At 39.9% G+C, this 26,887-nt stretch carries 22 protein-coding genes and 1 tRNA gene; 2 read left to right on the forward strand and 21 right to left on the reverse strand.

Annotation, left to right across the window (positions count from 1 at the left end; genetic code table 11):
* Nucleotides 1-68: 68 nt before the first annotated feature.
* The 12 genes from SAE01_RS19510 to SAE01_RS19565 all read right to left on the reverse strand — a co-directional run bounded on the left by SAE01_RS19510 (nt 69) and on the right by SAE01_RS19565 (nt 13,452).
* Complete coding sequence (locus SAE01_RS19510; protein ID WP_147205486.1) at nt 69-1,565, reverse strand: Y-family DNA polymerase; 1,497 nt, start codon at nt 1,563-1,565, stop codon at nt 69-71.
* A complete protein-coding gene (locus SAE01_RS19515; RefSeq protein WP_147205487.1) occupies nt 1,565-2,290 on the reverse strand; it encodes an ImuA family protein in 726 nt (241 codons plus the stop codon). The genes SAE01_RS19510 and SAE01_RS19515 overlap by 1 nt, the downstream gene beginning before the upstream one ends.
* 154 nt (nt 2,291-2,444) lie before the next feature.
* Nucleotides 2,445-3,503 (reverse strand): Gfo/Idh/MocA family protein, encoded by a 1,059-nt coding sequence (locus tag SAE01_RS19520; protein WP_147205488.1) that lies wholly within the window; start codon nt 3,501-3,503, stop codon nt 2,445-2,447.
* A 232-nt stretch (nt 3,504-3,735) separates the two neighbouring features.
* Nucleotides 3,736-4,899, reverse strand: coding sequence for an N-acetylglucosamine-6-phosphate deacetylase (locus SAE01_RS19525; RefSeq protein WP_147205489.1), 1,164 nt, complete (start codon nt 4,897-4,899; stop codon nt 3,736-3,738).
* A gap of 10 nt (nt 4,900-4,909) precedes the next feature.
* A complete protein-coding gene (locus SAE01_RS19530; protein WP_147205490.1) occupies nt 4,910-6,376 on the reverse strand; it encodes a sodium:solute symporter family protein in 1,467 nt (488 codons plus the stop codon).
* A 163-nt stretch (nt 6,377-6,539) separates the two neighbouring features.
* Entirely contained in the window at nt 6,540-8,099 is a 1,560-nt protein-coding gene (locus SAE01_RS19535) for an alpha-N-arabinofuranosidase (protein WP_147205491.1), read from the reverse strand.
* Between the two features lie 518 nt (nt 8,100-8,617).
* Nucleotides 8,618-9,346: a methyltransferase domain-containing protein gene (locus tag SAE01_RS19540; RefSeq protein ID WP_246113286.1), complete on the reverse strand. Its 729-nt coding sequence runs from the start codon at nt 9,344-9,346 to the stop codon at nt 8,618-8,620.
* Nucleotides 9,347-9,360: 14 nt separating this feature from the next.
* Entirely contained in the window at nt 9,361-10,173 is an 813-nt protein-coding gene (locus SAE01_RS19545; RefSeq protein ID WP_147205492.1) for a PIG-L family deacetylase, read from the reverse strand.
* A 67-nt stretch (nt 10,174-10,240) separates the two neighbouring features.
* Nucleotides 10,241-11,440, reverse strand: coding sequence for a glycosyltransferase (locus SAE01_RS19550; RefSeq protein ID WP_170234211.1), 1,200 nt, complete (start codon nt 11,438-11,440; stop codon nt 10,241-10,243).
* A gap of 259 nt (nt 11,441-11,699) precedes the next feature.
* Nucleotides 11,700-12,236 (reverse strand): hypothetical protein, encoded by a 537-nt coding sequence (locus SAE01_RS19555; protein WP_147205494.1) that lies wholly within the window; start codon nt 12,234-12,236, stop codon nt 11,700-11,702.
* 174 nt (nt 12,237-12,410) lie between these two features.
* A complete protein-coding gene (locus SAE01_RS19560; RefSeq protein ID WP_147205495.1) occupies nt 12,411-12,947 on the reverse strand; it encodes a pyridoxamine 5'-phosphate oxidase family protein in 537 nt (178 codons plus the stop codon).
* A 103-nt stretch (nt 12,948-13,050) separates the two neighbouring features.
* Nucleotides 13,051-13,452 (reverse strand): hypothetical protein, encoded by a 402-nt coding sequence (locus tag SAE01_RS19565; RefSeq protein WP_147205496.1) that lies wholly within the window; start codon nt 13,450-13,452, stop codon nt 13,051-13,053.
* 383 nt (nt 13,453-13,835) lie between these two features.
* Between SAE01_RS19565 and SAE01_RS19570 the strand changes: the two genes are divergently transcribed.
* The gene (locus SAE01_RS19570; protein ID WP_147205497.1) at nt 13,836-14,906 is read left to right on the forward strand and encodes a saccharopine dehydrogenase family protein; all 1,071 of its coding nucleotides are present in this window, start codon (nt 13,836-13,838) and stop codon (nt 14,904-14,906) included.
* Nucleotides 14,907-14,970: 64 nt separating this feature from the next.
* The gene (gene amaB / locus SAE01_RS19575; protein ID WP_147205498.1) at nt 14,971-16,494 is read left to right on the forward strand and encodes an L-piperidine-6-carboxylate dehydrogenase; all 1,524 of its coding nucleotides are present in this window, start codon (nt 14,971-14,973) and stop codon (nt 16,492-16,494) included.
* A 174-nt stretch (nt 16,495-16,668) separates the two neighbouring features.
* On the opposite strand, the gene SAE01_RS19580 is transcribed toward amaB, so the two are convergent.
* From SAE01_RS19580 to SAE01_RS19620, 9 genes are all read right to left on the reverse strand, one after another.
* On the reverse strand, nt 16,669-17,121 hold the full coding sequence (locus SAE01_RS19580; protein ID WP_147205499.1) for a cold-shock protein: 453 nt from the start codon (nt 17,119-17,121) through the stop codon (nt 16,669-16,671).
* A 162-nt stretch (nt 17,122-17,283) separates the two neighbouring features.
* Nucleotides 17,284-17,745: a DinB family protein gene (locus tag SAE01_RS19585; RefSeq protein WP_147205500.1), complete on the reverse strand. Its 462-nt coding sequence runs from the start codon at nt 17,743-17,745 to the stop codon at nt 17,284-17,286.
* 109 nt (nt 17,746-17,854) lie between these two features.
* Nucleotides 17,855-17,927 (reverse strand) — tRNA-Ala (locus SAE01_RS19590).
* A gap of 326 nt (nt 17,928-18,253) precedes the next feature.
* Nucleotides 18,254-19,576, reverse strand: coding sequence for a citrate (Si)-synthase, eukaryotic (locus tag SAE01_RS19595; protein WP_147205501.1), 1,323 nt, complete (start codon nt 19,574-19,576; stop codon nt 18,254-18,256).
* A 146-nt stretch (nt 19,577-19,722) separates the two neighbouring features.
* Nucleotides 19,723-20,811, reverse strand: coding sequence for an LptF/LptG family permease (locus SAE01_RS19600; protein ID WP_147205502.1), 1,089 nt, complete (start codon nt 20,809-20,811; stop codon nt 19,723-19,725).
* 163 nt (nt 20,812-20,974) lie between these two features.
* Complete coding sequence (locus SAE01_RS19605; RefSeq protein WP_147205503.1) at nt 20,975-21,691, reverse strand: LytR/AlgR family response regulator transcription factor; 717 nt, start codon at nt 21,689-21,691, stop codon at nt 20,975-20,977.
* Entirely contained in the window at nt 21,691-22,737 is a 1,047-nt protein-coding gene (locus SAE01_RS19610) for a sensor histidine kinase (RefSeq protein WP_147205504.1), read from the reverse strand. The genes SAE01_RS19605 and SAE01_RS19610 overlap by 1 nt, the downstream gene beginning before the upstream one ends.
* Nucleotides 22,738-22,877: 140 nt before the next feature.
* On the reverse strand, nt 22,878-23,591 hold the full coding sequence (locus SAE01_RS19615) for a LolA-like protein (protein ID WP_147205505.1): 714 nt from the start codon (nt 23,589-23,591) through the stop codon (nt 22,878-22,880).
* A 209-nt stretch (nt 23,592-23,800) separates the two neighbouring features.
* Entirely contained in the window at nt 23,801-26,446 is a 2,646-nt protein-coding gene (locus tag SAE01_RS19620) for a TonB-dependent receptor (RefSeq protein WP_147205506.1), read from the reverse strand.
* Nucleotides 26,447-26,887: the final 441 nt, after the last annotated feature.

Here is a 26,887-nt window from a genome sequence, read left to right on the forward strand (position 1 = left end):
AAGAAGAATCAGAGAACTAATGCTAAAATGACCTCCTCCGTTTAATAGACTTCTTTGTCTAAAAAAACCTAAGCAAAAAATCCATGTATAAACCATTTATAATCCTCATCATAATGCCCTAAGCGAAACAACCAATATCTACCACCTTCCTCATCCTCAACAATATAATAATCGCGATGTTGCCCGTCTTGAATCCACCATTCCTGCTCTATACGTTCTGGTCCATCTGCTTTTAGTATTTTATGAAGTTTATTTTTATAGCGGAAATTCATAGGCGGATAATCAGGTACAGGTGCTGCCACCTGGATGCTTTGAGGAGTTGCTAAAAGCTGCATAGGTCTGGGCCGATCAACTTTCCATTCTGTGGTTGTTGTCTCCTGTAAGGATGATGCTTGTTTAATTGATCGTTCCGGCCAGTAATGTTCATCCGGTAAATAACGATTGATGGAAATGGAAGCCACTTTTCCCGACAAACGATCCATCAGTTCTGCTAACTGAATATGTTGAAGACCATACATTGCTTCCCACAATTGCTGCTGAGAAGGAGAATGATCCTCAACTTTTGGAGCTTCCAATACAAACAACTCTATCCCAAGATCTGGTTCGATGGTCACTATTTTTATTTCAAATAGCTTATACAGATGTTTTACATTATAAGAGGGAGCATTCGTACTAATCTGTATCTCCTCAATTTTTCCGTCTACCCGGTAGCATTTAAATTTTGCGGTACGAAGACCCTTTTGCTCTTTTTGAAGACGTTTACACAAAGCTTCAAGTAGTCGCTGAAGAGCAATTTCAATCCCCGTTGCAGTTGCAATCGGTTCTAAGCAAGGTAGTCTTTCACTGTAAAGTTCAATTGGCTGTACCGGTTGAATAAATTCCTCTTCAACTCCCAGTGCCTGGTTTATCCTTGTTATGATATGACTACCAAAACGACGACGAAGTGCTGACTTAGGCATGCCAATAAAATCTCTTATTTGCCTGAGACCTAATTTTTGCAAACGCTCTATTGTACCAGGCTCTAAGCGAAGAGCTGCACAGGGCAAAGTAAGTATCGCTTCACTTTGTTGGGAGGAAGGAACAATTAAAGTTCGATTGTTATATCGTGCAACGGCCCATGCAGCACCAATTGTATCAGCAATTGCAGCACGGGCATAATAACCTTGCTTTTTTAACCTTGTAATTATATCATTTAAATACGGTTCATCTCCGCCCCACAAGTGTGAGCAGCCTGTAACATCGAGAATGATACCATCAGGAGGATCCACAGCTGCAAACGGAGTAAATCGAATGCACCATTCTGCAATACGTTTTAAAAGTTTAGTAACCAGGTCAGGTTCGTCATCAAATACTTCCAAATCCGGAAGAATTGCCCTTGCATCCGCTAATACCATTCCGGCGTGAATTCCTTGTGCCTCGGCTAAAGCATTCACAGCAGTCACTATCATACGACCATGAGAAGGCGTTCTTAATACGAAAGCTTTATTGTTTAGTTGCGGCTTTCGAAGCACGAACCAGTCGGTTGATAAATACCTGAACCATATCGAAACAAATCGCCGTTCCATCACACTGCTTTTCTTTGCTGCTCTTTATTAATAGAAGCTATCCTGAAAACATGCCTAAACCTTCCTCTCCATTCTACCTGCCAAATACCAGGAGTTCCATTACGGACTTTTAATAATTCTACATTCCACCTTGGAAAACCTACACCCGGCAAACCATCTTCAGATATAGAAGGCAAAGGTGAAATCTTCCATCTGGTTACACAGGCAGTAGCGAGGTTACGGGGGTTACGGCGGACGATAAAGCCTGTGACACGGCTTTGCTCAACAGCTAATTGAAATCTTCGGCTTGCTGTAAAACTTACTTCAGGTGTATCTGTAATTACTGCTGCTAGGCCTTCGCACTTGAGGGCTTCCTCCATAACCCATAAAATTTCTTTCTCTTTAGTAAGGTTTATAAAAATGACTTTCTCAGGAGCAATCCCAAATATTTTTAAGGCAGGAGGAAAAATTGTTTGAGATGCACTGATCCAAAGGGCTACCCCACCTTTTTGCATCATCGCAGACACTATACCTGCAATAAATCCACTTGTTGCAGATGCATCTTCTGCTCCTGTGCAAAAGAACTCATGGATAGCTCCCAAAGGAAATGAAGCATTTGGAAAAGCTTCTTTTATAATTCCAAGTCCTGCGTCAAAACAAATATTACCAGCTACAGGCTTATAGCCCTGCAAGGGAAGAATGTCCCTTTGTAACTGGGCAATAATATCTGCTTTTGAAGCTTTCATTGAAAAACAAGAAGTTTTATTTAAACTGTTTGGGAAACAAAAATACTAAAATATTTAGCAAAAGTAAAAAAAAGATCCTTCAATTTGTTCGCAAACAAATTTAAAAATTACCCTATACTAGTAATAAAGAGAAAACCTAACCTGGTAAAAGCGCTTAAAAACCCGGTAAGGTAACTCTCCTTCCCATTCGGCAACTTTCATAAATAGCCAGAACAATTTCTACTGATTTTCGGCCATCTATTGCATCTATTAAAGGCTTTTTACCTGTTTCAATTGACAGTATGATGTCTTCCAACTGCCTTTGATGTCCCGCAAAACTAATATCTGCCGGATTAGAGACTCCACCGTGAGAAACATTACCGGCAGCCATGCTTTTTATGATTGTTTCATCTTCACTTGTTTCTTTTTCAAACTGCCATTTTATTAAACTACTTTCTTCCAGGATGACAGTTCCTGACGTCCCCATTATTTCAACCCTTTTGAATGTACCCGGAAAAACTGCTGTAGAACATTCTATTGTACCCAATGCACCATTCGCAAATTTCAAAGTAGATACAACTGTATCCTCCACTTCAATTCCTTTATGTTTTACATTGGCCGACATAGCTTGCACCGATTCAACTGGTCCCATATACCATTGTAATAAGTCAACAGAATGGATCCCTTGATTCATAAGCGCTCCACCCCCATCCAGTTCCCATGTTCCTCTCCATGCAGCAGAATTATAATAGGCTTCACTCCTACTCCACTTTACGTATGCATCCCCTAAAACCATATTTCCAAACCGATTTTCATCTATCGCTTTTTTAACCTGTTTACTAGCTTCATAAAAACGTGATGGAAAAATAACAGCCGTTTTTACACCTGCTTTATCACTGGCCTCAATAATCCGATCACATTTTTCAAGCGTTACCTCCAGTGGCTTTTCAATTACACAATGCTTACCTGCTTCAATACATTCTATTGCAGGCTCAAGATGTATTCCCGAAGGCGTGCAAATACAAACAATATCAATCTGAGGGCTCTTAACCATCTCCTCCAAACTATCATAAGAAATGCAATTATTCTTATCTGCCCATGCCTGCGATTTGCTTTTGTTGATACTATACACTCCAATCAACTTTGCATTTTCAATTGCATTAATGGCTCGCGCATGAATGTCTGAAATAATGCCTGCTCCTATAATGCCAAATCCGTATTGTTTTGCTTCCATTGTTTTTGAATTAAAGATTTAAAAAAAATTCGGGAAGTTGGTCGGCGACTAACAATGGAGGGGCGACCAACAACGGCAGAAAGTTTAGATGTTTTTAAATACATTTTTGCACCAACCAAAATCTTTGTGAATCGTTGGTTGCGACGCTCCGTTCAACTGGAATTTCTTGACTCAACTTCAGGTTCATTTTAAAAGGCCTTTTCAAAAATCACTGCTCTAACAAAGACAAAAATTATTTCTCATGAACGATCACTCCACTTTTAATAACAGTCTCAATTTGTATCTTTTTCTCTTTTAAAGAAAAGACTACGATATCATCCTTATTGGAAAAAGTTGTTTTATTTTTTAAAAGCATTGAAGCAACATTTACAGATGCCATACTCCAGGCTTGACTAAGGGAACAAAGATTGTGATCTATGAGTGTTTCAACATTTTCTAACAGGTTTTTAGCCGCGCCGGCAAGCAAACCCGGAAAACTTTTCAGCGATACTCTTTTATCCTTATCTACTACAACAACACCGCCTATATGGCTTTCGTATTCCCCTGGCTCCATGCCTGCAAAGCGCGTAGCGTCACTTACAATCAAAGCCTTTTCGCCTTTACTTTTTATCGCCACTTTTATGAAAGGGTCGGGAATATGAATGCCGTCGGTTATCAGGCAAGTATACAATTCGTCTGTGCCTAATTGATCCCAGATAATATTTGGATGACGGGGTAATGTTAGCGGAACACCGTTACCTAAATGGGTTGACAAAGAAGCGCCTGCTTCGACAGCAAGACGGATGTTTTCTGCATTAGCCATTGAATGACCAATCGAAACAAGAACATTGTGTTCCTTGCATTTTTGTATAAACGAATAAGCACCTTCCCACTCAGGAGCAAGGGTTATGAGTTTAATCCTTCCACCTGCTGCCTGCTGAAATTTCTGAAACAGTTTCCAGTCAGGAGGCTTAATGTACTTTTCATCGTGGGCCCCTTTAGCACCGGGAACGGGCGATATAAAAGGCCCTTCTAAATGAATACCCCAAATGCAATCATTTACAAGTGAATTCAATAAACACGCATTATTGATAGTTTGAACAATTTGAAGGATGTTTTCGTCAGAATTCGTAATGACAGTGGGTAGGTATGTTGTAACTCCCTGGCTAAGCAAATAATGGGTAGCTGCGACAATCTTTTCAGAGGTTAATGCAGGATTATTAAAATCAATTCCATTGATGCCATTTATCTGCAGATCTAATAAGCCAGGACCGATAAAACGATTGCCGGATTCGACAGGATCTGTCGCAAGAATATTTAAGAATTTGTCGTTCTGAAAAACTAATTGTTGGGTTTTGTTTGTAATACAGTTAGTACCAATAATCACTTTTTCATTAGGAGAAATCTTTGTTTCCATAAGCAAGCTTCTACATTGTCTTCTTAAGTGCAGCCATTTGTGCTTTCACTTTTTCAGGTACCGTTTTAGTTAGCAGCCCTACCCCAATAAATACAATGGCAGACACCATAGTAGGTAAGCCAACCTCTAGGGCAAGGCTATCCAACTTCATATCTTTTGTAATGATAAATGTAATTAGCCCTGCAATGATAGAAGAAATAGCTGCCCGCGGTCCACACCTGGCAAACACGGGGAGTAGTCCAAAAATCAAAGGCATAGCTGTAGGTCCTAATAAGGCGGCAAACCATTTTACGATTAACCCTAATACTCCTCCAAATTGTTCATAGTTAAGAGCGATAACTATAGTGGCCAGAGTAAATATGAAAGTCGTGATGCGCGCAGTTCGCAAGCCATTTTTATCGTTACGAAACTTGCTGGAAACTACCGGAAGAATGTCTCTGGTAATAACTGCAGCAATGGTATTTACATCTGAAGAGGTCATACCCATAGTGGCTGCGAAAAGGGACGCGATTACGAGCCCGATCATTCCCTGTGGCAGGATCTTTAGCATTAGCCATCCATAGGACTCGGTAGGGTTTTTTAGGCCCGGTAGTATTACCGGTGCTGCCCACATGGGAAAGAATAAGATCAAGGGCCATATCAAATATAAAATGCCTGAAAGCCTCGCAGCTTTTGAAGCTTCTTTTTCATTTGGTGAAGAAATATACCTTGTTGCCAAACTCCAGATACCACCGTTATAACTTAGGAAGTAAACAAAAAACATAACACCGACAAATGCGGCTGAATAAGGATCGTTGAATAAATTACTGTGACCCGGAGGAAGCTGTTTCCAAATTTCAGTGATGGAGTTCATGCCGCCGAGGCGGTTAACTACCAACACAAACATTACAACGCCGCCAAGAATCTGGACAAGAAATTGAATAAAGTCAGTAACGATTACTCCCCACAAACCACCGAAGGTGACGTAGATGATAGTGACCACACCGGAAACAAGAATACCTGTTGTCATAGAAATACCGGCAACTACATGCAATAAAATACCAATGGCGGCCCATTTCGCTCCTACATCAAAAACCTTCAATAATACTCCGGACCATGCTACAATTTGTTGCGTTAATACATTGTATCGTACACTCAAATATTCCAATGGAGATTGTATCTGGAACTCTCTTCTTAACCGAACCCAGTAAACAGGAAAGATCTTAGCAGTACCGATGATAACAACAGCAACAGGAAACGCCCACCACATATACATAGTGAAACCGTGCGTATAAGCTACGGCGGCATAAGCAACAAAGACGGCTCCGCTGTGGCCGGACACATGATGAGAAATGCCGGCTAACCACCAGGGCAACTTTCCTCCTGCAACAAAGTAATCCTCTGCATTTTTACTTTTAAAATAAGAGATAACGCCGATGATTATCATGCTTAAAAAGAAAAGAATAATAGCAACTACATCCAGCGTGTTGAGGGTCATTTGTCTGTTAGTGTTATCGGGTAGTGAGTCTTAGTTGAGTTATAAAAAGAAGTACAAGTGTGCGACGCAACGAAAGCTTAATTGACATACTTAAGCTTGTTAACCAATTATACGAATTATAAAATAATGGTCGATAAAGCTTGTTACCTGCAACCCGGTTATTTTATTTCAACTCTAACACTACTACGCTTTTCGATGGCAGTTCTACAACCAGTTGATTACCTTCTTTTTTTGCTCCTGAAAATTTAGCTAGTTGAATAGTGTTTGGCTTTTCAAAAGTATTAATGTCATTCACTTTTGCAGAAGTAATCATTTGGCCTGTTACGCTATTCCAGTTAATGCCGTCGAGAGCAATTCGTACAGGAATATTTTTGTTAGGGTTGATGTTGACCAACGAAATATGAATAGCACCTGTAGAGTCTCGTGAGGCAGATGCATTAACCGAAGTTATTTTTACATTCTCCATTTCGTAGTCAGGACTGGTAACCTGGATAGGAAGGTACTTTGCGTCGTGGTGGACTTTGTACAAATCGAAAACGTGATAAGTTGGAGTAACTATCATTTGCCTTCCTTTAGTAAGAATGAGCGCCTGCAATACATTAACTGTTTGTGCAAGATTTGCCATCCTCACCCTGTCGCTATGATTATTAAAAATGTTGAGATTGGTGCCGGCAATAAGCGCATCGCGTAAAGAATTTTGTTGATAGAGAAAGCCGGGATTGGTTCCTGGCTCTACGTCTGTCCATATCCCCCATTCATCTACGACAAGCGCAACTTGTTTTTCTTTGTCGTATTTGTCCATAATAGCGGCATGTTTGTTTAGCAATTCTTCCATAAACAAAGTGCCCTTCATTGTCTGGAAATATTGCTTTTCATCGAACTGGGTAGACGAACCTTTGCTTCCGTTCCAATTGCGAATGGGCAAAGTGTAATAGTGAAGTCCGAGGCCCCACATTTGGTTTCGGGGAATATTTTTCATGCAGACTTCGGTCCAGTTATAATCGCCTTCGCTTGCTCCGCTCACAATCTTTTTTAAGGGAGCGCCGGGATAATTTCTGGCATAAGTAGCATAACGTTTATACAAGTTAGAATAGTAGTCGGGGGTCATGTTTCCGCCGCAACCCCAGCTTTCGTTTCCGACACCCCAGAAAGTGACTTTCCAAGGCTTATCGCGACCATTCTGCCTACGCAGATTGGCCATTGGGCTTTCGCCGGGCATGTTGAAATATTCTACCCATTTAGCCATTTCTTCCACTGTGCCGCTTCCTACGTTTCCGGCAATGTAAGGCTCTGCATTCAGAAGGCTGCATAGCTCCATAAACTCGTGAGTGCCGAAGCTGTTGTCTTCAGTAACGCCACCCCAGTTTGTGTTCACCATCTTAGGTCTTTGATTTCTGAGACCGATGCCATCACGCCAGTGATACTCGTCGGCAAAGCAGCCACCCGGCCACCTTAAATTAGGGATCTTTATTTTTTTCAAGGCCTCAACAACATCCAAACGTATCCTGTCTTTCTTTGCAACTTTCATGGTGTCTGCTACCCAAAAGCCGTCGTAAATACATCTACCTAAATGCTCAGCAAACTGTCCATAAATATGTCGGCTAATAATGTGGTTGTCTCCATTACTATTGATGCTTATGGTTGCTTCCTGCGCTTTCGATGAAAGATTGAGGAGGGTTGTCAGAGTAATGATCAGTGCAGTTCGGGATATTACTTTCGTCATTAATACTGTTGTTAAATTTTAGAAATTATTGCATGCAAAGTTTGTTCGTCAAATAAAAGACATTGAATCAAATGTAGCTTAAAAAGGTTTTTACTTGCTTCATTTTTCTTGCTGTATAGAAAGAACCTTTTTATTATAATTCTATACTAATTGCAAAAGCGATTTCTAATCGTGGTCAATTAAGATCTAAAATTCCCATGGTGCTTAGGGTCATTACAAATGAAAAAAGCTACAGTATACCTGTAGCTTCGAGGGGTAGTTTTGGTTGTTGTAAATTGATCCTTTATAGAGAAGCTTTTATTAAAAGCTGAATATTTACTGATTTGATGGTATAAACTTAGGATTGAAAAAGAGAGTTTACAACCACATGAATATGTATGTAAAGTTGAATGGCTAGATAGGACGGCGATAGGTTTTTGTAAAGGATGAAAGGTTGAAGTTGCTTTAGAGTCTTCTATTAAAAGTCTTTACGAACAGTGCATACATGCCTAATTATTTTTGGAGGAGGAAGAAATTACTTAAGCTTCCACAGCCCTTACGGTAATCAGCGACTCAAAGTCTCGGTCTTTGAAATCCAGCTCTTCCGGGGTTAGATCTTCCGCTGCCATGCCCTGCAAGAAGGCTGTTGACACCAATACATTTCCATATGCTTCTACAGTAATATTGCCGGAACCAAAAATGTCTCCAAAAATCCTTTGAACCGCTGCACTTGTAAATCGCCAGTAGTCGCCCCATCTATCCATGTCGTATCGGCATATAGGGCTTAGCGAAGGAAGTGAAGCTAATACTACTCCTCCAGGTTTAAGAATGCGATGGAGTGTTCGTACAGCAGCATGAACATCATAAATAAATTGTAGGGTTTGAATAACAATAATACAGTCGAACTTGTCTGTTGGAATATGATCAGCATTTGCAAGGTCAGCTATAATGGTTGGCGTTGAGTCAGGATGATCCTGGTCAAGAACATCAGATTGTGTCACCCGGTTACCACCAAATCTTTTTATATATCGATCATCTCCGATCTCTACAACATGCCCTGCGATATCAGTGCTATATTGGGTTAAAAATTTATTGATATAGTATCGGTCAATTGGTCGACCACGGTCGTAGCCGAAGGATCTTGTTAAGGGCTCTAAACGCCTTAGGTCTCCAAAATTTACTTTTCCCACAGCTGGCAACTCAGCTTCACTGCTACCAGATGAAATATCTTGTTCCTCCATATTATTATTTGTAGTTTTTTTAGTCATGTCTCTTACAAAGATTAAGGGTTAAGAACAGTGTATCTCGCGCTACTTAAGGTCCACTTCAAATAAGTCGAAGCACTTTCCCGTATGGTGCTGTACCCACTGAGGTCGTATACTGCTTTCTCGTATGCCGCAAACATCCCGGCTTTCCAGAACAACTGGTCGGGACTAAGAGGTATGGGTGTGTTGTGAACACTGTAACCAACGAAGGCTGCCTGGCGATAAGTAGAAATCATTGCCATTTGTTCAATAGCAAGACCGGTGGCAATATGGTCCAAATGATCATTTGGATTGATAGTGGTGTGCGGACTTAAAAAGTTGACCCATATGTCAGGAATGCTTCCGCTTTCATCTTGAATAATACTTTGTATGGTAGTATCAAAATTTTCCCAACTGTCGTAATTAGAGGAATTGTCAACAGCAGTGATCGTTAAAAATTCGCCTGCTCTAAATTTTGTAAGACTTTGATTATTGTATCTCTGGAAACCACTACCATCAAGATTCCCGTCTGGCAAACGAAGGAAGTAGATGACGCAATTATTAGCAGACCAATAGTTGATTAAATGATTATTAATTTCAACAGAGCCACTAGATTCCGTAAGATCTGTTAAAGGAGCAAGGCAAAAACGAATCGAACTCTTACATCCTTCTTCCCGAGCAGACCAAAATGCCTGATCGTTGCCTGCATCTCCTGCCGTAGTAATGATAAAGACAACCTTAGTACCGGGAGCGACAAGATCTTCATAGGCATTGGGTTGCATAAAAAGTTGCCAGTCATCGGCGTGGGCTACGATATAAAAACAAATTTTTGCAAAAGCTGTGTGTGGCATCGAAAGAGGTTTGCCCACTTTTTGGATTGATTTTAAATAAAAGCAAAAGGCGATTAGGTCTTATTTCCTAATCTTTTGAAGTTGTCAAAGAAATGCTGGTTAACATTTCAGGGGACGGAACAGTGTTTTTAGAAAATCGTTCATCTCTTCCCCGCTCAGCAACTTGTCGCAAAACCTTTGCAGTTAGTTTCGTGTTTATCGCTACATTAAAATGTTGTTCTACTCTTGTTCGAGCGGCTTCTTTCATACTTTTTAGCAGCGCTGGATTATTTAGCAGTTGGAGTATCCTGTCTCCTACATTTTGCCAGTCGCCGGCTCCGGATACAAAGCCTGTTCGCTCAATTTCAATTATTTCGCGTACTCCGCCAACACCAATTCCGACAGTCGGACAACCGCATGCCATTGCCTCTAACAACACCAAGGACGTTCCATCACTACGTGAAGTATGGGCAAGAACATCGAAAGCGGGGTAAATGTCAGGAGTATTATCCCACCATCCGGCAAAATGCACATTCTTATCAAGTTGCATTTGCGTAACCATTTTCTCCAGCTCATCGTGCATAAAACCCTCACCTACGATGACAAAGTGAACATCAGGCCTTTTTTGATGAATGATTTCAGCGGCACGAAGAAATAAATCGGGGCCCTTCTCTTTCTCTAACCGACTTACAAAACCGACAACCGGAGTCCCCTTCGGCAGACCCAGGTGATTTCGAAAAGCTTTTCCCCCACCATTGGGAACAAAGACTTTTGTATCAACCCCATTACGGACAAGATTAGCGCGGTCTGCAGATATACCCATAGCGAGCGCCTGGATATAAGCTTCCTGGCAATTAGTAATTACGTGCGACCCCACAGCGCGGGTGATTCCCAGCTCATGGGAAGTAACGTTCATTCCATGGATTGTTGCAACAGTAGGCTTGTTGGTTAAGGAACCTGCAAGCCCTGCTAAAGCGTGGGCCTTAGGCATGTGAGCGTGTAAGACATCTATATCGTGCAACCGTATAACTTCTACTGCCAATTGTATAGACCTCCAGGGCGGATCGTCTTCAATCGGGGTGATGTATACTTCTTCAACCCCAAGTTGTCGAAGTGTGTCTGTAAAAGGACTTTCAAAAGGGCAGATGCAAGTAACACTAAATTGATTTATGGGAAGATTTGCAAGAAAACCTTTAATATAATTTTCCATTCCTCCCATTCCTGAATTGCCAATGATCTCGAGAACGCTAACGCGATCATCATCACGGCTTGCTTTAGAGATTTTCATGTGCATGTTTTCTTCCGGAAAACAGAAGATGTTTTAAAAAGAATATGTTGGATGAGCTCCGGTATTTCGATTAAATATTAGGTGAAGTTTTATTCAGAATAGATTTTATAAATTAATGAAAAGGCTTTTAAATTAGTTCAAACCTTAAGGTTAAATTCCCGTCAGGTCAGATGTATTATTCAAGCTTTAAAATTTTTTAAAAGTAATATCCCTAAAACTAAAATTCAAGTATAAAGGGATATTACTGTTAAAAAAAATGCTAGTTTTTCTTGTCGTTGTCAACCGCATCGTCAACTTTTTCTCCTACTTTTTTGGCAGCTTTCTTAATTGCGCTACCTGCATCCTTGGCTCCTTCTTTAATGAATTTACCTGCGTCCTTTGCTCCCTCTTTAGTTGCATCCCAGGCATTATCAATAGCATGTCCTGATTTGTCGAAGAAGTTTCCTGTACGATCAATAGTTCCACCATCATCAAGTACTAACTCTCTATTACCATTTTTTACTTTTCCTGTTCTGTAAACAACAACACCATTATCCAGTTTAACGTCGTCATCTGCGTCTACCCATTCTCCTGCTTTACGAACTTTCAGCTTTTTATCTCTATAAATAACATCACCGTCAGCAGCAGTGTAAGTAGTAGATGCAGAGGTGGAGGTAGTCGTGGAAACAGTATCTGTGGAGGGTGATACGGTAGTACTAGTGGTACTGGACGAATCAACAACAACTTTATCTGTTTCAGTGTTGTTACAAGCAGCCATTGAAAAGGCTGCAATAGCCATAGCAATCATCTTTGTCATACATAAGAGTTTTAAAATTCATGGAGCAGGCTATTAGCAATTTTTTAATTCTAACATTATGGTGTTCAATAATTTGTCCTGCTACTTTAATAAAACTGCAAGACAAAATTTCGTGCCAAAACCTGTAACAAGGGTATTACTCTTCCTGTTGTATGCATAAAAAATAGGGGAATTTTAGACGTTAAGCTTTCCTTCTATCGAATCATCCATTGTCTTACCAAGTGCAGCTCCTACAGCCATCTTTGCAAAAGCAATTGCATCTCCATGCTTATTGTCCCAATAATAACCTTGCTTTGTTTCTACTTTAATAACCGTAATTCTTGGATCATCAACACCTTCGGTAAACCATGTTTTTAGTATTGGCTCCCATAGTTCTTTAATCAACTCTTTGTCAGTGGAAATCGTGGCTACACCATAAATGCTTAAGAAATTAGAGTGGGCAGAACCCTGAAACAAAAGCTGCACGTTATTGTCAGTCTGTATTTCTTCGTTCTTATGACTGTCTGCTGAACTTAAAAACCAAAGGGTTCCGTCTTCATCCATTTTTTGTACTGACATAGGTCGAACAGTTACAGGCTTGCCTGTAGTTATATTCGAACAAAAAAAACAGGTATTATTTTTACCGGCAAGTTCTTTTATTTTTTTTCCTGCCTCCGTTCCCTGTAAGTCTTTGTGATTTTCTTCTTGTTGGTTGCGATTAATGCTGTCCATAAAATAGTATTTGATGTAAGCTCTCAACAATGATTTTTTTGAATTGTTTATTGAGCAATTATTTTTACTTTCTACGTCTTACAATATTCGCGCCTTGTGATATTTATAGCATTACATCTAACTCTTTACCAAGTAATACATAGTAGAGATTCTGCAGCTGGTGCAAGTAGTAAAAATTATTGCTGATTACGAGGTCATTTACGGTGGCACGTGCATAGCTCTCTTTATTGCTATTAAGATATGCATACACCTCATTTTTACTATTGCCCATTACAGGAAGAGTGAGAATGAATTCTCTGGCATCAGGTAACAGGTAGTATTTTTTATTTTCTACAAACCCACATTTTTGCAATATGTCAGGCTTTAATGGTATGGGAAAAATGTCTTTTGCTAATCCTTTGGCCATTAGTTCAAAATGTTGAAAAGTACATTTGACCGGCAGTATTCGTACGCTTGCTTTATGCAAAATATAATTGCCTATCCGTAATTCTGATGCATCTATCATTGGGCAAAATTACTTAATGGTTTAGATGAAAGTTGAGTTTACAGCGAGATAGAAAAATTGTAAAGCGCTTACGAAGAAATGAATTTTGTTACGAGCCCCAAATGCGAATTCCAATAAAGTTTCTATAAATTAGTAGTGTCAGAAAAATGAATTATTCATTCAACATATGGTATTCTTTCCTCGCTTTTTTACGGAGCGCTTGCTCTAATATTCCATGATTCTTAAGAGCTGTTTCTCAAACAGTAAAATCTGCTCGCTTTTATTCATTACAGATACTTATAAGTTTTACAAGTATTGGTAAGCCACATCGAGGGGAAAATTTCGACTTTTTCTAAAACGGTGATCAAAAGGTCATTACCTCCGTAACTTCTAAACTAAGAATTATGAAAAGAATAGCTGTCATTGGCCTTGGTAAAGTAGGTTCGTTAGTAGCTGCTTTATTACACGAATTGTATGCTGTTACAGGAATTGATTGTATCTCGTATACGCATCATCCGTTTAACACTTACAACGGAAACTGCAATGACCAGGAATTTTTGAGGGAGATATTGCAGCAACAAGACGCAGTCGTCTCTTGTTTACCATATGATAAAAACCTGGTCATCGCCCAGATGGCACATCTGTTAGGTATTCATTACTTCGATCTTACAGAAGATGTGGCAACGACAAATGCTATCAGGGAAATGGCTAAAACTGCTAAGGGCGTGATGATACCACAATGCGGCTTGGCGCCTGGATTTATTGGTATTGTTGCTGCTGACCTATGCAATCGTTTTGACAAGCTGCGCGATGTGGAATTGCGGGTGGGCGCGCTTCCACGCTATCCCAATGGTTTGATGGGTTATTCTTTCACATGGTCACCGGCGGGTGTAATCAACGAGTATTTAAACGACGCAGAAATGATTCACAACGGCAAGCGCAAATGGATGCAGTCATTAGACGGAATCGAAACCATTAATATCGAAGGCCAGGAGCTTGAAGCGTTTACTACGTCAGGCGGATTAGGTACGCTTTGCGAAACATTAGAGGGAAAAGTCGATACACTTAATTATAAGACTATTCGTTATCCTGGCCATTGTAAATTAATGCGCTTCTTGCTGTACGAGTTGATAATGAAAGAAGACAGAGCTTTGACAGAAGACATTCTAACTAAAGCAAAACCACCAGTGAAAGAGGATGTGGTATATGTATACGCGGTAGTTGAAGGATGGAAACAAGGAGTGTTAAAGCGTGAAGAGTACTTTAAGGCATTTTATCCTATGACCATTGGGGAGCAGGAATGGCGAGCTATCTCCTGGACTACCGCAGCTTCCATTGCAGCAGTTGTTGAAATGGTCGCTACTAATGATCTTCCAGGGCAAGGTTTTGTAAAGCAGGAAGATATTCCACTTGAAAAATTTTATCAAACTCTGAATGGAAACAAATACACGCTGGCGCAAAATGTAAAAGGCTAGTTCGAATTAAGTCTTTTAAAATTTGTACTGCCCGTATTATTTCATGTAAAAATTCCGCCCTTTTATGATCGACCTTTCATTATTAGGCTTATCAGACAAAAATTCTGGAGCCTACACAGGATCAAAAAGCTTACAAACTTCCGGAAAAAAAATAGAGTGTTCTTCACCGGTAGATGGTAAAATGATTGCGACAGTTGACTCATGCGACTTTGACAATTATGATAAAGTTGTAAGCCTTGCTCAAAACGCATTTGTAGAATGGCGTTTATGGCCCGCACCTAAAAGGGGCGAAGTTGTACGGCAGGTGGGTGAAGCTTTACGAGAAAACAAATTAAAGCTTGGCAAATTGGTTTCTTATGAGATGGGTAAAAGCTTGCAGGAGGGTTATGGAGAAGTACAGGAAATGATAGATATCTGTGATTTTGCAGTTGGTCTCTCCCGGCAGCTATACGGACTGACAATGCACAGTGAGCGACCGGGTCACCGGATGTACGAACAATGGCATCCGTTAGGAGTAGTAGGAATCATTTCTGCCTTTAATTTTCCTGTTGCAGTATGGAGCTGGAATGCAATGTTAGCTCTAGTATGTGGAGACGTTTGTGTCTGGAAACCATCCGAAAAAACTCCACTTAGTGCTATAGCCTGTCAAAATATTGTATCCGATATTTTTTCTAAAAACGCTGTGCCTGAAGGGGTATGTAGTCTTGTAATCGGCGAAAAAGATTTAGGCGAACGCTTCGCCAACGATACTCGCATTTCGCTTGTTTCTGCAACCGGTTCCACTAAGATGGGTAAGGCAGTGGCCGCTGCAGTAGGTGCCCGATTAGGAAGGTCTCTGCTAGAACTTGGAGGCAATAATGCAATCATCATTACTCCTGATGCAGATTTGGATGTAGCTATGATAGGATGTGTTTTTGGTGCAGTGGGTACTGCTGGTCAGAGATGTACGACTACAAGAAGGTTAATTATTCACGAAAGCATCTATGAAACGGTAAAGAGTAAGTTGACAAAAGCTTTTATGCAACTACGAATAGGTAACCCGTTAGATGAAAACAACCATGTAGGACCGTTGATTGATAAAGGAGCTGTGAAATCTTACCTGAATGCAATTGATGCATGTAAAAAAGAAGGTGGAAAATTTGTTGTAGAAGGAGGTGTTTTAGAAGGCGAAGGTTATGAAAGTGGATGTTACGTAAAGCCAACCATTGCCGAAGCTCAACCGCACTTTAATATTGTGCAGCACGAGACGTTTGCACCAATTCTTTATTTGCTCAAATACAATGCGCTTGAAGAAGCTATTCAAATTCAAAATGGAGTACCTCAAGGACTTTCTTCTTCTATTATGACCCTCAATCTTCGTGAGGCCGAATTATTTTTATCAGCACAAGGATCTGATTGCGGGATAGCCAACGTAAATATTGGCACATCAGGCGCTGAAATTGGTGGAGCTTTCGGTGGCGAAAAGGATTCTGGTGGCGGTAGAGAAAGTGGCAGCGATGCGTGGAGAGCATACATGCGCAGACAAACGAATACTATAAATTATTCTCAAACTCCTGCTTTGGCGCAAGGGATCAAATTCGACTTGTGAAATTCGTGAAGTAGGATTATTGTTATTACTACGATTCTTGTGGCTATGCCTGCTAAAAAGAAGAAGATTATTCTATAACAACTGCAATGCTTGGCTTTGTCTTTCTGACAAAGCTAAGCAGCAATTTATCAACCCAATAAAGTGGAGTAATATTCGAAGCTTGATTGAAAGCCCCTATTGCTTCTTCACGTTGATGGCACTTGGACCTTTAGGACCCATTTCTACCTCAAAAATCACTTTTTCGTTTTCCTTAATCGGCTCCTGTAATTGATTTACGTGAATGAACACACTTTCCTGCGTTACTAAGTCTTTGATAAATCCAAATCCTTTAGCGTCATTAAAGAATGTAACCACTCCTGTTCTGATTAGATCAGCTTCGTTAACGGGTTCTTGCTTCGGTACTCCGATCATCATGTCTTCCTGTTTGAAGACTTTCTTTTTCTTAGGATCAGGAGGTGTAGAAGAAATGTTTCCATTTTCATCTATATAAGCCATCATTTCATCTAAACTCTTACCCTTCTTACCATTGGCTTTGCGCTCCTCCATTTTTTCCTGCTTATCCTGGCGCTGCTTTAATTTTTTCTTTTCTTTTTCCTTTTTCGCAAAGGTCTCCTGAGATTTCCCCATAGTTTCTTACTTATTTTTTTGTTGCTAACAAAGGTCGTTTATTTTTTGCAAAAAGTAGCAAAGATTGACTATAGATAACAAAATGATTATGCGTTATTATAACCTTAACAACTGCTACAAAGCGGGTTTAAGGCAAATAAGGAAAGCTATCCCAAAACATCCTTAATAAAAAGCAACTAATTTTTTCATAGACATAATTATTCCTGTATGTAGTCCTTCATGGTACATCAAAAATTGAAGGGCATCGTCTATACTGGCTATTTCAACTCCGTAACGAGTAGTCCACGAAGGATAATTTGTAAATATGTTACTGGGGTAATCAATATCAAGTTGATTAATTGAAGTCAATAAAGTAACTTTTATTTCTTCGACCTCGTTTTCATCAACGGGATGTTCTGGTTTCGTACCGGGTTTATAGAGGGAAAAATACTGCTCTGTCACAGGCTTTACTCCTGCCCTAACATAGCATACTCCCTGCTGCGCGGCAATTAAATGCCCCATGTTCCAAATTATGTTGTTATTGAAACCGTCAGGGATTTTATTATAAGCCTCAATCGAAATACCTGCTAATTGATTTATAAGGCTTTCGCGTGTTTTTTTAATTCTAAGAATTTGATGGTTCATTTGATTGAATTGTAAGATTTAAAATACAACCGAGCGTTGTAGGAAAATGAATGTAGTGAAATGACTTAAAATAAGAATAAGAAAAGCCCCTTGCGGGGCTTAAAGCTTGTGGAGAATAGCGGGTTCGAACCGCTGACCTCTTGCATGCCATGCAAGCGCTCTACCAACTGAGCTAATTCCCCTGATTAAATGTTCTAAGAAATTGAAAGAGTGCAAATGTATTGGCGGACTTTGTATGAACCAAATTTTTATCATTACGCCTAACCTTGCTTTTGATGACTTGCATAACCTAAGTCCCAGCGCTTCTTGATTTTACTAAAATAGAAAATCGTAACTCTTTTTAAAGTGAATTAAGTTTTAATTGGAAATAAAAAATGCCCTGCAAGAGACGCAGGGCGTTTTAGGGAGATATTTCCTTAGAGTTTCTATGTGTTCCTAATGGACAAAAAGTACAAGAGTGCGACGCAACAAAAGCTTAATAGTTATTCTTAAGCTTCGGCTCAAAACGCTATTCCCACACTTCGCCTTTTCCGTTAATCCAATCTTTGACCAATTCGCTGGTAACACTTTTTGGACGTTCAAGGGCAAAACCTAAAGCGCGGTCCCAACAAAGACTTGCCAGTACGCCAAGAGCACGGCTAACTCCAAATAATACTGTATAGAATTCATACTCGACCAAGCCGTAATGAACCAACAATGCTCCGCTGTGCGCATCTACATTTGGCCATGGATTTTTTATTTTTCCCAGCGATTGTAATATCGGGGGCACGGCTTCGTAGATATTCCAAACGGTTTGAACTAAGGGATCATCTGCCATGTGTTTTTTACCAAATTCCATTTGAGCTGTAAACCTTGGATCTGTTTTACGTAAGACAGCATGACCATAACCGGGCACTACTTTACCTGCTGATAAAGTCTTTTGAACATAATCGACAATTTGTTCCTTCGAAGGGTTATCGCTTCCTAATTCTTTTCTCATTTCAAAAATCCACTTGATAACTTCCTGGTTAGCCAGGCCGTGAAGCGGACCTGCTAAACCATTCATACCTGCGGCGAAACTTTGGTACGCATCGCCAAGAGCAGAACCGACAAGGTGTGTGGTATGAGCACTTACATTGCCACCTTCATGATCAGCATGAATAGTCATATATAAGCGCATTAATTCGTAAAAACTTTCGTCGTCGTAGCCCATCATATGAGCTAGGTTACTGCTCCAGTCCAACAGACCATCCGGGTGAATGTGCTCGTTGTTTTTGTATTTGCGGCGGTAGATATAAGCAGCGATACGTGGAAGACGCGCGATAAGATCCATGGAATCGTCGAAAGTTGCGCTCCAGTAATCTTTCTTATTCATGCCCTTGGCATATTGCTTCGAAAAACAGCTTTCCGTTTGCAACGCCATAATTCCTACTACAAACATTGTCATGGGATGGGTAGACAAAGGCAAAGCATCTATCGTAGCAAAGACGTGGTTAGGAACATGACTGCGACGTTGTAAGATATCGGTGACTTCATTAACATCTGCGGCAGTAGGCAACTCCCCTATCAGCATCAGGTAAAACAATCCTTCAGGTAATGGCTCACTTCCTCCTTCTGCTTTGGGAAGTTTCTCTTGTAACTCGGGAATAGTATAACCTCGGAACCGAATGCCTTCCTGAGGATCAAGTAAACTTGTCTCAGTTACCAAACCAGTTATTCCGCGCATACCCTGGTAAATTTGGGCTAGTGTTACTTCACCTATTTTTTTGCTTCCATGCTCTTTCAATATCGCCTTAATCTCTACGTTAGCTTCATCAGCCTTCGCCTTAAACCTGTCCTTAATTATTCCCATAACAAGACAATTTTTTTATTTTATATAGTAAGTAAAATGAACTGTTTTCTCCTTATAAAGGTCAAATATTCAGAGAGATAGATAAAGGTAAAACAATTGTATACTTCAACAAAAGTATTGTAAGAAGGCGGGGGAAAACTATGGAACTATTTAGGTGCTTTTCTGTAAAACCACAAAGCAACAAAAGCAAAGATGATGTTAGGCATCCAGGCGGCAAGAGCTGGGTGTAGATTTCCTTTAGTAGAAAATATAGTTGAGAACCGATCGGTCAAAATATAGGTTGCGCCGGCAATGAACCCAATTGCCATGTGAACACCACTTCCACCACGAACCTTGCGACTTGCAATAACGCCGGCTATCAGGGTTAACAATACAACAGAGGCGGGGGTTGCATCTCGCCTGTTGCGCTCGACTTTTAAAGAATTGAGTCCCTCTACTCCGCGCATTTCTTCAAATTGTATAAAGCGATCCAGTTCGGGCGTGGTTAATTTATCTTTCGTGTAGTCGTCACGCTTTAAATCGAAAGGTTTAAAACTGTAACTCTTTAGCATGGTTGGAGTAAGTGTCACGGTCTCATTTAAGCCGTCAATTTTTCGCTCAATCACATTGTCAAGCCTCCATTTTTTTGCGGCCGTATCCCAACGAATACTTTCAGCTCTTAGATTATAATCAACTTTGTTTCCCTTCACGTGTTGCACAAAAAAGTTAGTCCCACTTTTTGACGTGGTATCGTAATTTATTCCTGCATAACTGGATGCATCGATTTGGAGGTACAAACTATTTCTATTTGCCACTAAAGGATTATAAGACGAATTTTTATCAATATAATTTTCCTGGAAATTAACCCTGATTGCATTTGCTTTTGGTATCACATAACGATTACCTAACCAAAGGATAGTAGCAAGCACAAGTCCACTAAAAAAGAACGGCCTTAAAAAACGAGTGAAGCTTGTACCACTAGCTAATACCGCAATGATCTCGCTTCTGCCAGCCATTTTGCTGGTAAAGAAAATAGTAGACAAAAACACAAAAAGTGGAAAAAGAAGTGCCAGAATATGAGGAACAAAACCGAGGTAGTACTCTTTAATAATCTGTGTAAAAGTCAGCCCCGATCTCACAAAATCATCTGTTTTCTCACTTATATCGATGACAACACTTATGAAAGCAAAAAGAAATAATGAATAGAAAAAAGTGATGAGAAGATTTTTGAGAATATACCAGTCTATTGTTTTCATGCTTCTAAGCGGGATGGCCAAAGATAGACGGAAGTGCTGACAGAAGCAGAAAGATCTTGTTAATTGATGGAGCGATGTGTCTCGCAGAAAGCGCTAAAGTCGCAGAAATAAAAGTGTCCTTTTCCGCGAAGTCAGCGCCTTCCGCGAGAAATATTTCTAGTAACTATTCCCCTTTTCTACCTAAAAACGCCAATACGGATTCTTTATAATTTTCACCAATTGATAACTCAGTAGACCCAATAAATACACTGCTCTTTTTCACCGCAGTGATGTGCTCCTTTGAAACAATATAAGATTTTTGAATCCGTAAGAACTTTGACGAAGGCAGCAACTCTTCAATGTTCTTCATGCTAATACGGGCGACAATCGGTTTAACGTTATTTTCTAAATGTATTTTAATGTAGTCTTTCAATCCCTCAACCCACAGAATATCGGCGTAAGAGATCTTTACATGACTATAATCAGCGTTGATAAAAAAATAATCGAGCTCCGCTTCTTTCGATGTTTCTGTAGCCTTATTCTTAAGTTGGTATAATTCCTTCGCTTTGTTGCAAGCCTTTAAAAAACGGTCAAACGGAACCGGTTTTACAAGATAATCGACCACGTTTAGGTTGAAGCCGTCCAAAGCGTATTGCGAGTATGCCGTTACAAGAATGCACATCGGATTATTTAAAAGACTTTCAATTAATTGTAGGCCATTTAAGCCAGGCATTTGAATATCTAAAAAGACCAGGTCAATTTGTTGTTCCTGTATGATTGAAATTGCCTCCAAAGGATCATCGCATGTAGCAACTAGTTGCAGGTAAGGAACTTTGGAAATATAATCTTCCATTAATTCAAGCGCCAAATCCTCGTCGTCTATAGCTATACACCTTAGCATTAATGTAGATTTAATTGCAGTGTTACGGTGAAAAAATTGTCTTTATTCTCTATCGTTAAAGTGTGTTCATTTTTGTATAAAAGGTCCAAACGCCTCTTGACATTCTGCAGCCCAATGCCCGACGTTTTATCCTTCACCTGCGCAATCGAATTATCATAGTAATTACTCACCCTAAAATCAAGCAAATTGGTTTTAGCTTTCAACTCAATATTAATTTCAGAGTTCTGTCTAAAGCCTGTTCCGTGCTTAAACGCATTTTCAACAAATGGTATGAGCAGCATCGGTTCGATAAAACAATTCTTATCATAATCTTCCATTACCAGGTTCACTTTTACCTTGCTTCCAAACCTTTGCAGCTGCAGGTCGATATAACTCTGCAAATATTCAACTTCTCTTTCGAGCAACACCTTCTCCTCATCAGTTTCATATAACATGTACCTCAACAAAGACGACAGTTTAAAAAGAGACGGCTCCAGCTGATCTGATTTTTTTCTCGCCAGGGTTACCATGTTATTCAGCACGTTGAACATAAAGTGCGGGCTAACCTGGGAGCGAAGAAAAGCAAGCTCGGTTTTTAAATTTTCCGTTTGCTTTTCTGAAACCAGCCTGTCTGATTGCAATTTATCGCGAAACATCGTAAACGCTATACTGCAGGCAAGAATGAAAATGCATGGAAAAATGTAGAAGAATACAAATAGGCCGAGGCTAAAATGAATCTTGGGTATTAGCACTCGGGCACTGGTCCACACGATAAGTGAGAGCAAGGCTAAAACAGGAACCAGCGATAGCGCGTATTTAACGTACTTTCTTTTGTAAACTGTTTTCGGAAATAGCAAATAAGAGTTCAGGTAGAATAAAACAATCCACGTGCAACAGTTGACGAGGTACTGATAGAAAAAATTGATGTGTTCGTCAACCTCGCGATGCGCCTGCGGATTGTTCTCCTGCCTCGGACGAAATAATGAAGGCAATGAAAATAAAACAATCCAAAACAGTATGTGAAGTAGAACCGAAACGTATTTTTTAGAAAGCCATGAGATTTTCATCAAAAAAGAAACTTCTTTAAAAAAGGTTGAAAAGACGAAACAGCTAGTAATTAGAGGTACTGATTGACCAGGCAGGTCACAAAAAAAAGGTTACCGAATCAATGCAGCTTCAGTAACCTTTTTATAAAATTTAGATCGATCTATTTTTTCGGCATGTCGAAAATTGAAGGATCAACCGCTTTGTTCACTTCCACTTTTTTAGTGTTCATTTTCATAGCAAATTGTCCCATATCAACATTGGTGGTATAAGGCATGACTACACCGAAATCAGTCTTTTTAAAATCTGAATATGTTGCTGTCACTACTATTTCCTGCCCCATTGCATTTCCTTTTTTTACCGTTTGGGTAATAAAATAGGTTGTAGGATCTATAAAGTAAGTAGTTTCTGCTTTGTCTTTATTTGTAAACTTTATTTTATAAGCATCCGCACTTCCCACTTTTTCTTTTCCTAACAATTCTACTTTGCCACCCCTGGCAGCGTAATTAAGAAAAGGGTCTACGTAAATTTGGTCAACCCCTGCTTTATACTGCTCATCACCTAAAGCAGTTGGTTCAGTTGCTCCTCCGAAAGGATTTAGAGCCCAGCCACCTTTGTCAGTAATCACGTTTATGATTTGTTGTCCGTTAAAATCAGACTCGCTCCGAAAACCTTTTCCAACTAAGACAGTCACCTTCGATGAAGCTTCGTTTCCCATTACTTCCATACCATTTTCAGTATATACAGAAGTAACCTGGGAAAGTTTTTCTTTGCCACCTATAGCATCTAAATGCTTCGAAACAATTTCATCTGCAGTTTGAGCATTTACCATCGCTACACTTAACAGCGTGGTTAGAGAGAGAAGCAATTTTTTCATTTTGTTTGTTTTTTTCAATTAAAAATTCAAAGTACAATTCTTTTAGTAAAAAGGATTCCTATAATTTTTTATCAAAAGTACCCGCTAAATCCTTTAACCCTATGCCCGTCTCGTTTAGCTGATCTTACGTTGCGTTGTGTTGAAATTGTACAAGTGTGCGACGCAAGAAAAGTTCACCATTGTTGCAATTGCCGGGAACTAAATAGTTCTTATTGGCCCATTTGCATAGCATCCTGGTTGCCGGTACTTTTGAGGTTTTGACGTTTAAATAACGATATATCCATTTTGCCAAAACGGTAGCTAAAATTAACTCTTACCATTTGTGGGTTGTTTAGGCGATAATAATCCTGTGTGAAATATACACTTTCTGAATGCTGGTCTTGCTTGCGAGTTCTAAACATGTCGCTGAAGCTAACGCTAACTGTAGCCGCATTGTTTTTCAGGAAGGTCTTTCTTACAGCCAGGTCCATTCCCCAGAACGGTCTGATATAACCTTGAGAAGAACTTTGAGCCTGTCCGAAGCCTCCACCGAAGCCTCCACCTTGTCCACTATTCACAGGCAGATTTGTTTTGCTTTGATAATCGGCTGACAACTGGATTGTGAAAGCTTTAGGCAACTTAAAGTTGCTATTAAACTTTCCAAACCAGCTTACAATTGCATCCTGTGATGTACCTAAAATGTTATCGGTATTGATCTTTGACTGGTAAAGGTTAAGGTTGGTAGTCATATCCCACCACTTGGCAATGTTGTTGACAGAAGTCACCTCAGCACCGTAAGAGTAGCTGGAGTTAGCATTAATAAACGTGTTGATGATGTCTTGCTTGCCCGTAAAAGGATTAAGGTCTTTATTAAGATAACGTGTAATAAGGTCAGTAGAATGCTTGTAGTAGATAGAACCTAAAATGTTATTATTTCCCTTGAAAGTCTTGCTGTAGCTCATCTCGTAAGAGCTTGTAAATTCTGGAACCAGGTTAGGATTACCTCTTGAAATATTAAGACTATCAGTATAATCAGTAAACGGAATTAGTTGGAAAAAATTAGGTCTGTTGATGCGACGTGTGTAACTCCACTGTAACTCTTGCTTATTGTTTAATTTCTGGCTTAAGAACAAAGAAGGAAACAAACTGATAGGATATTTATTGCTAAATTTCTCACCTGTATTTGTCAGCTCCCCCTGGTATTCAGAGCTTTCTGCACGCAAGCCAATCTGATAACCGAAGTTTTTGATAGCGCTTTTTACACTTACATAAGCTGCATAAACATTATCGTTGTTCTTATAGTTGCTGGTGCCCGCAGGTATCTTAACGAGTACGCCATTGGGAACACCTCTGAAGTTATCATTGTTGTTCATGATGTCACGAAGCTGCATTCTTAACCCGGTTTCTAGCTTAGTGACAGCACTAATGGGATTGGTATAGTCTGTCTGAACAGTAACAAACTGGTTAGTTCCTTCGCCCAGTACTTGTTGAAGTTGGGTGCTGTTGACACTTCCTGATTTCAAGTAATTGGTAGTATATAACGAATTAGCTGAATTTTTACCTGAGAAGTAGTTGGCATCAGCAGTCAGTTGTTCGCCTGCTTTGGGGAAGTTATAGACGTATCCAAACTGTAAACCGTTAGCATTGAAAGTTCTTGAACCGCTCGTTAAACGCTGGCTGTTCATAGTTCTTTTTAAACCAGAATTGAATAAACTGTCAGTAACGATATCAATTGTTTCAGAAGGGTTAAACTGGCCATGAACCTTTATACCTGATAGAGACAAAGTAGCCCTGTTGGTAACGTAGTAATCAAGTCCAACTTTTCCAAAAACAAATGCGCCTTTTGTTCTGTTGTCATTGTTTTGAAAAACGTGTGTTTGCGTATCGCCGTAGTTTAAACGGTTTGTCGTACCAACGGACTTATTACGCATTTGGTTCATCATAACGGCAGCACTAAAGTTCACTTTGTTTTGCCTTACGCTAAAGTTACCACCTGCGTTTACACCACCTCTTCTATCAACACCTGCCATCAGGTTACCATTGTAGCCCGATTGCTTATTCTTTTTCAACACGATATTTAAAATACCAGCATTACCACCAGATGCATCATATTTTGCGGAGGGGTTTGTGATTACTTCAACGCTTGCAATCGCATCTGCGGGAATTTGATCAAGGCTTAAAGTTGTAGGGCGACCATCAACATAAATTTGTGGAGCGGCATTACGAAGCTTCACATTACCGTCTACATCTACCTGTACTGAAGGAACGTTGCGCATTACGTCTACCGCTGTTCCGCCAGCGCTCACTATGTTCTTTTCTACACTAAATACTTTTTTATCAATGTCTAATTTTAGTCCGCTGGCAGTTGTGGTAACTGTTACGTTTTCCAACACTCTTGCTTCAGCAGTCATTTGGATGTTGCCCAAATCTTTTACAAAAGAGTTCAGCATTCCGCTCATGGCAGACATTTGTCCTGCGGGATCGCCTGCTGCTTTGCCTGTCGCAGGTGCTTCCATTTTCATTTGAAAAGCGATTGGCTTTTCTATTGCCTTAAAGCCTATTGCAGAAATTTTTAATTTCAAACCACCACCAAAAACAGGTAGTTCGGCGAAATTAAATTCTCCGTTTGATTTGGTGACGATAGCCTTAAGTAAAACATCTTTTCTTTTTTTAGTAACCGTATCCATACGGTTTACCAACATTGCAACAGAGGCGTCGCCAACAGGCTTGCCTAGACTGTCTACTAATTTTCCATATACATTACCTATTGAGGGAGGAGCCTGCCCAGGCTTGCCTGCCGCGCCACCCATCGGAAACTGGGCAAAGATTTGTATTGAGAGGAAAGTTACGATTGCGAGTAAGTAAATCTTTTTCATGCGTTTTGGTTTTTTGACCTTTTTTATTCTAACGCAAAACTACTCTGCACATTATCTTTTGCAAACAACTTGAGACGACGTACCGTAAAAATGCGACGAAACCACCAAAATTACGGTGAAACTAAAAAGGTGATAAATGCATTAAATTTATTGGTTTACCGACAATTGCGCCTTATTGAACTTCGGTTGTGTCACTCACTTGTACAATTGCTTTATCGCAGCTTTTTCCATTTTTTGGTATTTGGATCAATCCCGTCCATCCAGCATTCTGTAACATCTATTTCTTAACGCCTGAACCAGTAATTTTCTTAATGCCTTTTTTATCAGTCGTATCAAATACTTTTTGTCATAATAATTTTACAGTCTTTGCTAGAAAGAACTTTTATGACAACAGTTCTTGCATAAGGGACATCAGCCGGTTGGGTGCCAAGCGAAGGCGAA

Source organism: Segetibacter aerophilus (genome assembly GCF_007991655.1).
In the GTDB taxonomy this organism is placed as follows: domain Bacteria; phylum Bacteroidota; class Bacteroidia; order Chitinophagales; family Chitinophagaceae; genus Segetibacter; species Segetibacter aerophilus.

Coding starts and splice junctions, on each gene's coding strand:
- SAE01_RS19570 (WP_147205497.1), top strand. CDS start 13,836: ATGAAAAGAATAGCTGTCATTGGCCTTGGTAAAGTAGGTTCGTTAGTA.
- SAE01_RS19615 (WP_147205505.1), bottom strand. CDS start 23,591: ATGAAAAAATTGCTTCTCTCTCTAACCACGCTGTTAAGTGTAGCGATG.
- SAE01_RS19620 (WP_147205506.1), bottom strand. CDS start 26,446: ATGAAAAAGATTTACTTACTCGCAATCGTAACTTTCCTCTCAATACAA.
- SAE01_RS19520 (WP_147205488.1), bottom strand. CDS start 3,503: ATGGAAGCAAAACAATACGGATTTGGCATTATAGGAGCAGGCATTATT.
- SAE01_RS19605 (WP_147205503.1), bottom strand. CDS start 21,691: ATGCTAAGGTGTATAGCTATAGACGACGAGGATTTGGCGCTTGAATTA.
- SAE01_RS19595 (WP_147205501.1), bottom strand. CDS start 19,576: ATGGGAATAATTAAGGACAGGTTTAAGGCGAAGGCTGATGAAGCTAAC.
- SAE01_RS19565 (WP_147205496.1), bottom strand. CDS start 13,452: ATGATAGATGCATCAGAATTACGGATAGGCAATTATATTTTGCATAAA.
- SAE01_RS19560 (WP_147205495.1), bottom strand. CDS start 12,947: ATGGACAGCATTAATCGCAACCAACAAGAAGAAAATCACAAAGACTTA.
- SAE01_RS19550 (WP_170234211.1), bottom strand. CDS start 11,440: ATGAAAATCTCTAAAGCAAGCCGTGATGATGATCGCGTTAGCGTTCTC.
- SAE01_RS19525 (WP_147205489.1), bottom strand. CDS start 4,899: ATGGAAACAAAGATTTCTCCTAATGAAAAAGTGATTATTGGTACTAAC.
- SAE01_RS19530 (WP_147205490.1), bottom strand. CDS start 6,376: ATGACCCTCAACACGCTGGATGTAGTTGCTATTATTCTTTTCTTTTTA.
- SAE01_RS19610 (WP_147205504.1), bottom strand. CDS start 22,737: ATGAAAATCTCATGGCTTTCTAAAAAATACGTTTCGGTTCTACTTCAC.
- SAE01_RS19585 (WP_147205500.1), bottom strand. CDS start 17,745: ATGAACCATCAAATTCTTAGAATTAAAAAAACACGCGAAAGCCTTATA.
- SAE01_RS19515 (WP_147205487.1), bottom strand. CDS start 2,290: ATGAAAGCTTCAAAAGCAGATATTATTGCCCAGTTACAAAGGGACATT.
- SAE01_RS19580 (WP_147205499.1), bottom strand. CDS start 17,121: ATGGGGAAATCTCAGGAGACCTTTGCGAAAAAGGAAAAAGAAAAGAAA.
- SAE01_RS19510 (WP_147205486.1), bottom strand. CDS start 1,565: ATGGAACGGCGATTTGTTTCGATATGGTTCAGGTATTTATCAACCGAC.
- amaB (WP_147205498.1), top strand. CDS start 14,971: ATGATCGACCTTTCATTATTAGGCTTATCAGACAAAAATTCTGGAGCC.
- SAE01_RS19545 (WP_147205492.1), bottom strand. CDS start 10,173: ATGCCACACACAGCTTTTGCAAAAATTTGTTTTTATATCGTAGCCCAC.
- SAE01_RS19540 (WP_246113286.1), bottom strand. CDS start 9,346: ATGACTAAAAAAACTACAAATAATAATATGGAGGAACAAGATATTTCA.
- SAE01_RS19555 (WP_147205494.1), bottom strand. CDS start 12,236: ATGACAAAGATGATTGCTATGGCTATTGCAGCCTTTTCAATGGCTGCT.
- SAE01_RS19600 (WP_147205502.1), bottom strand. CDS start 20,811: ATGAAAACAATAGACTGGTATATTCTCAAAAATCTTCTCATCACTTTT.
- SAE01_RS19535 (WP_147205491.1), bottom strand. CDS start 8,099: ATGACGAAAGTAATATCCCGAACTGCACTGATCATTACTCTGACAACC.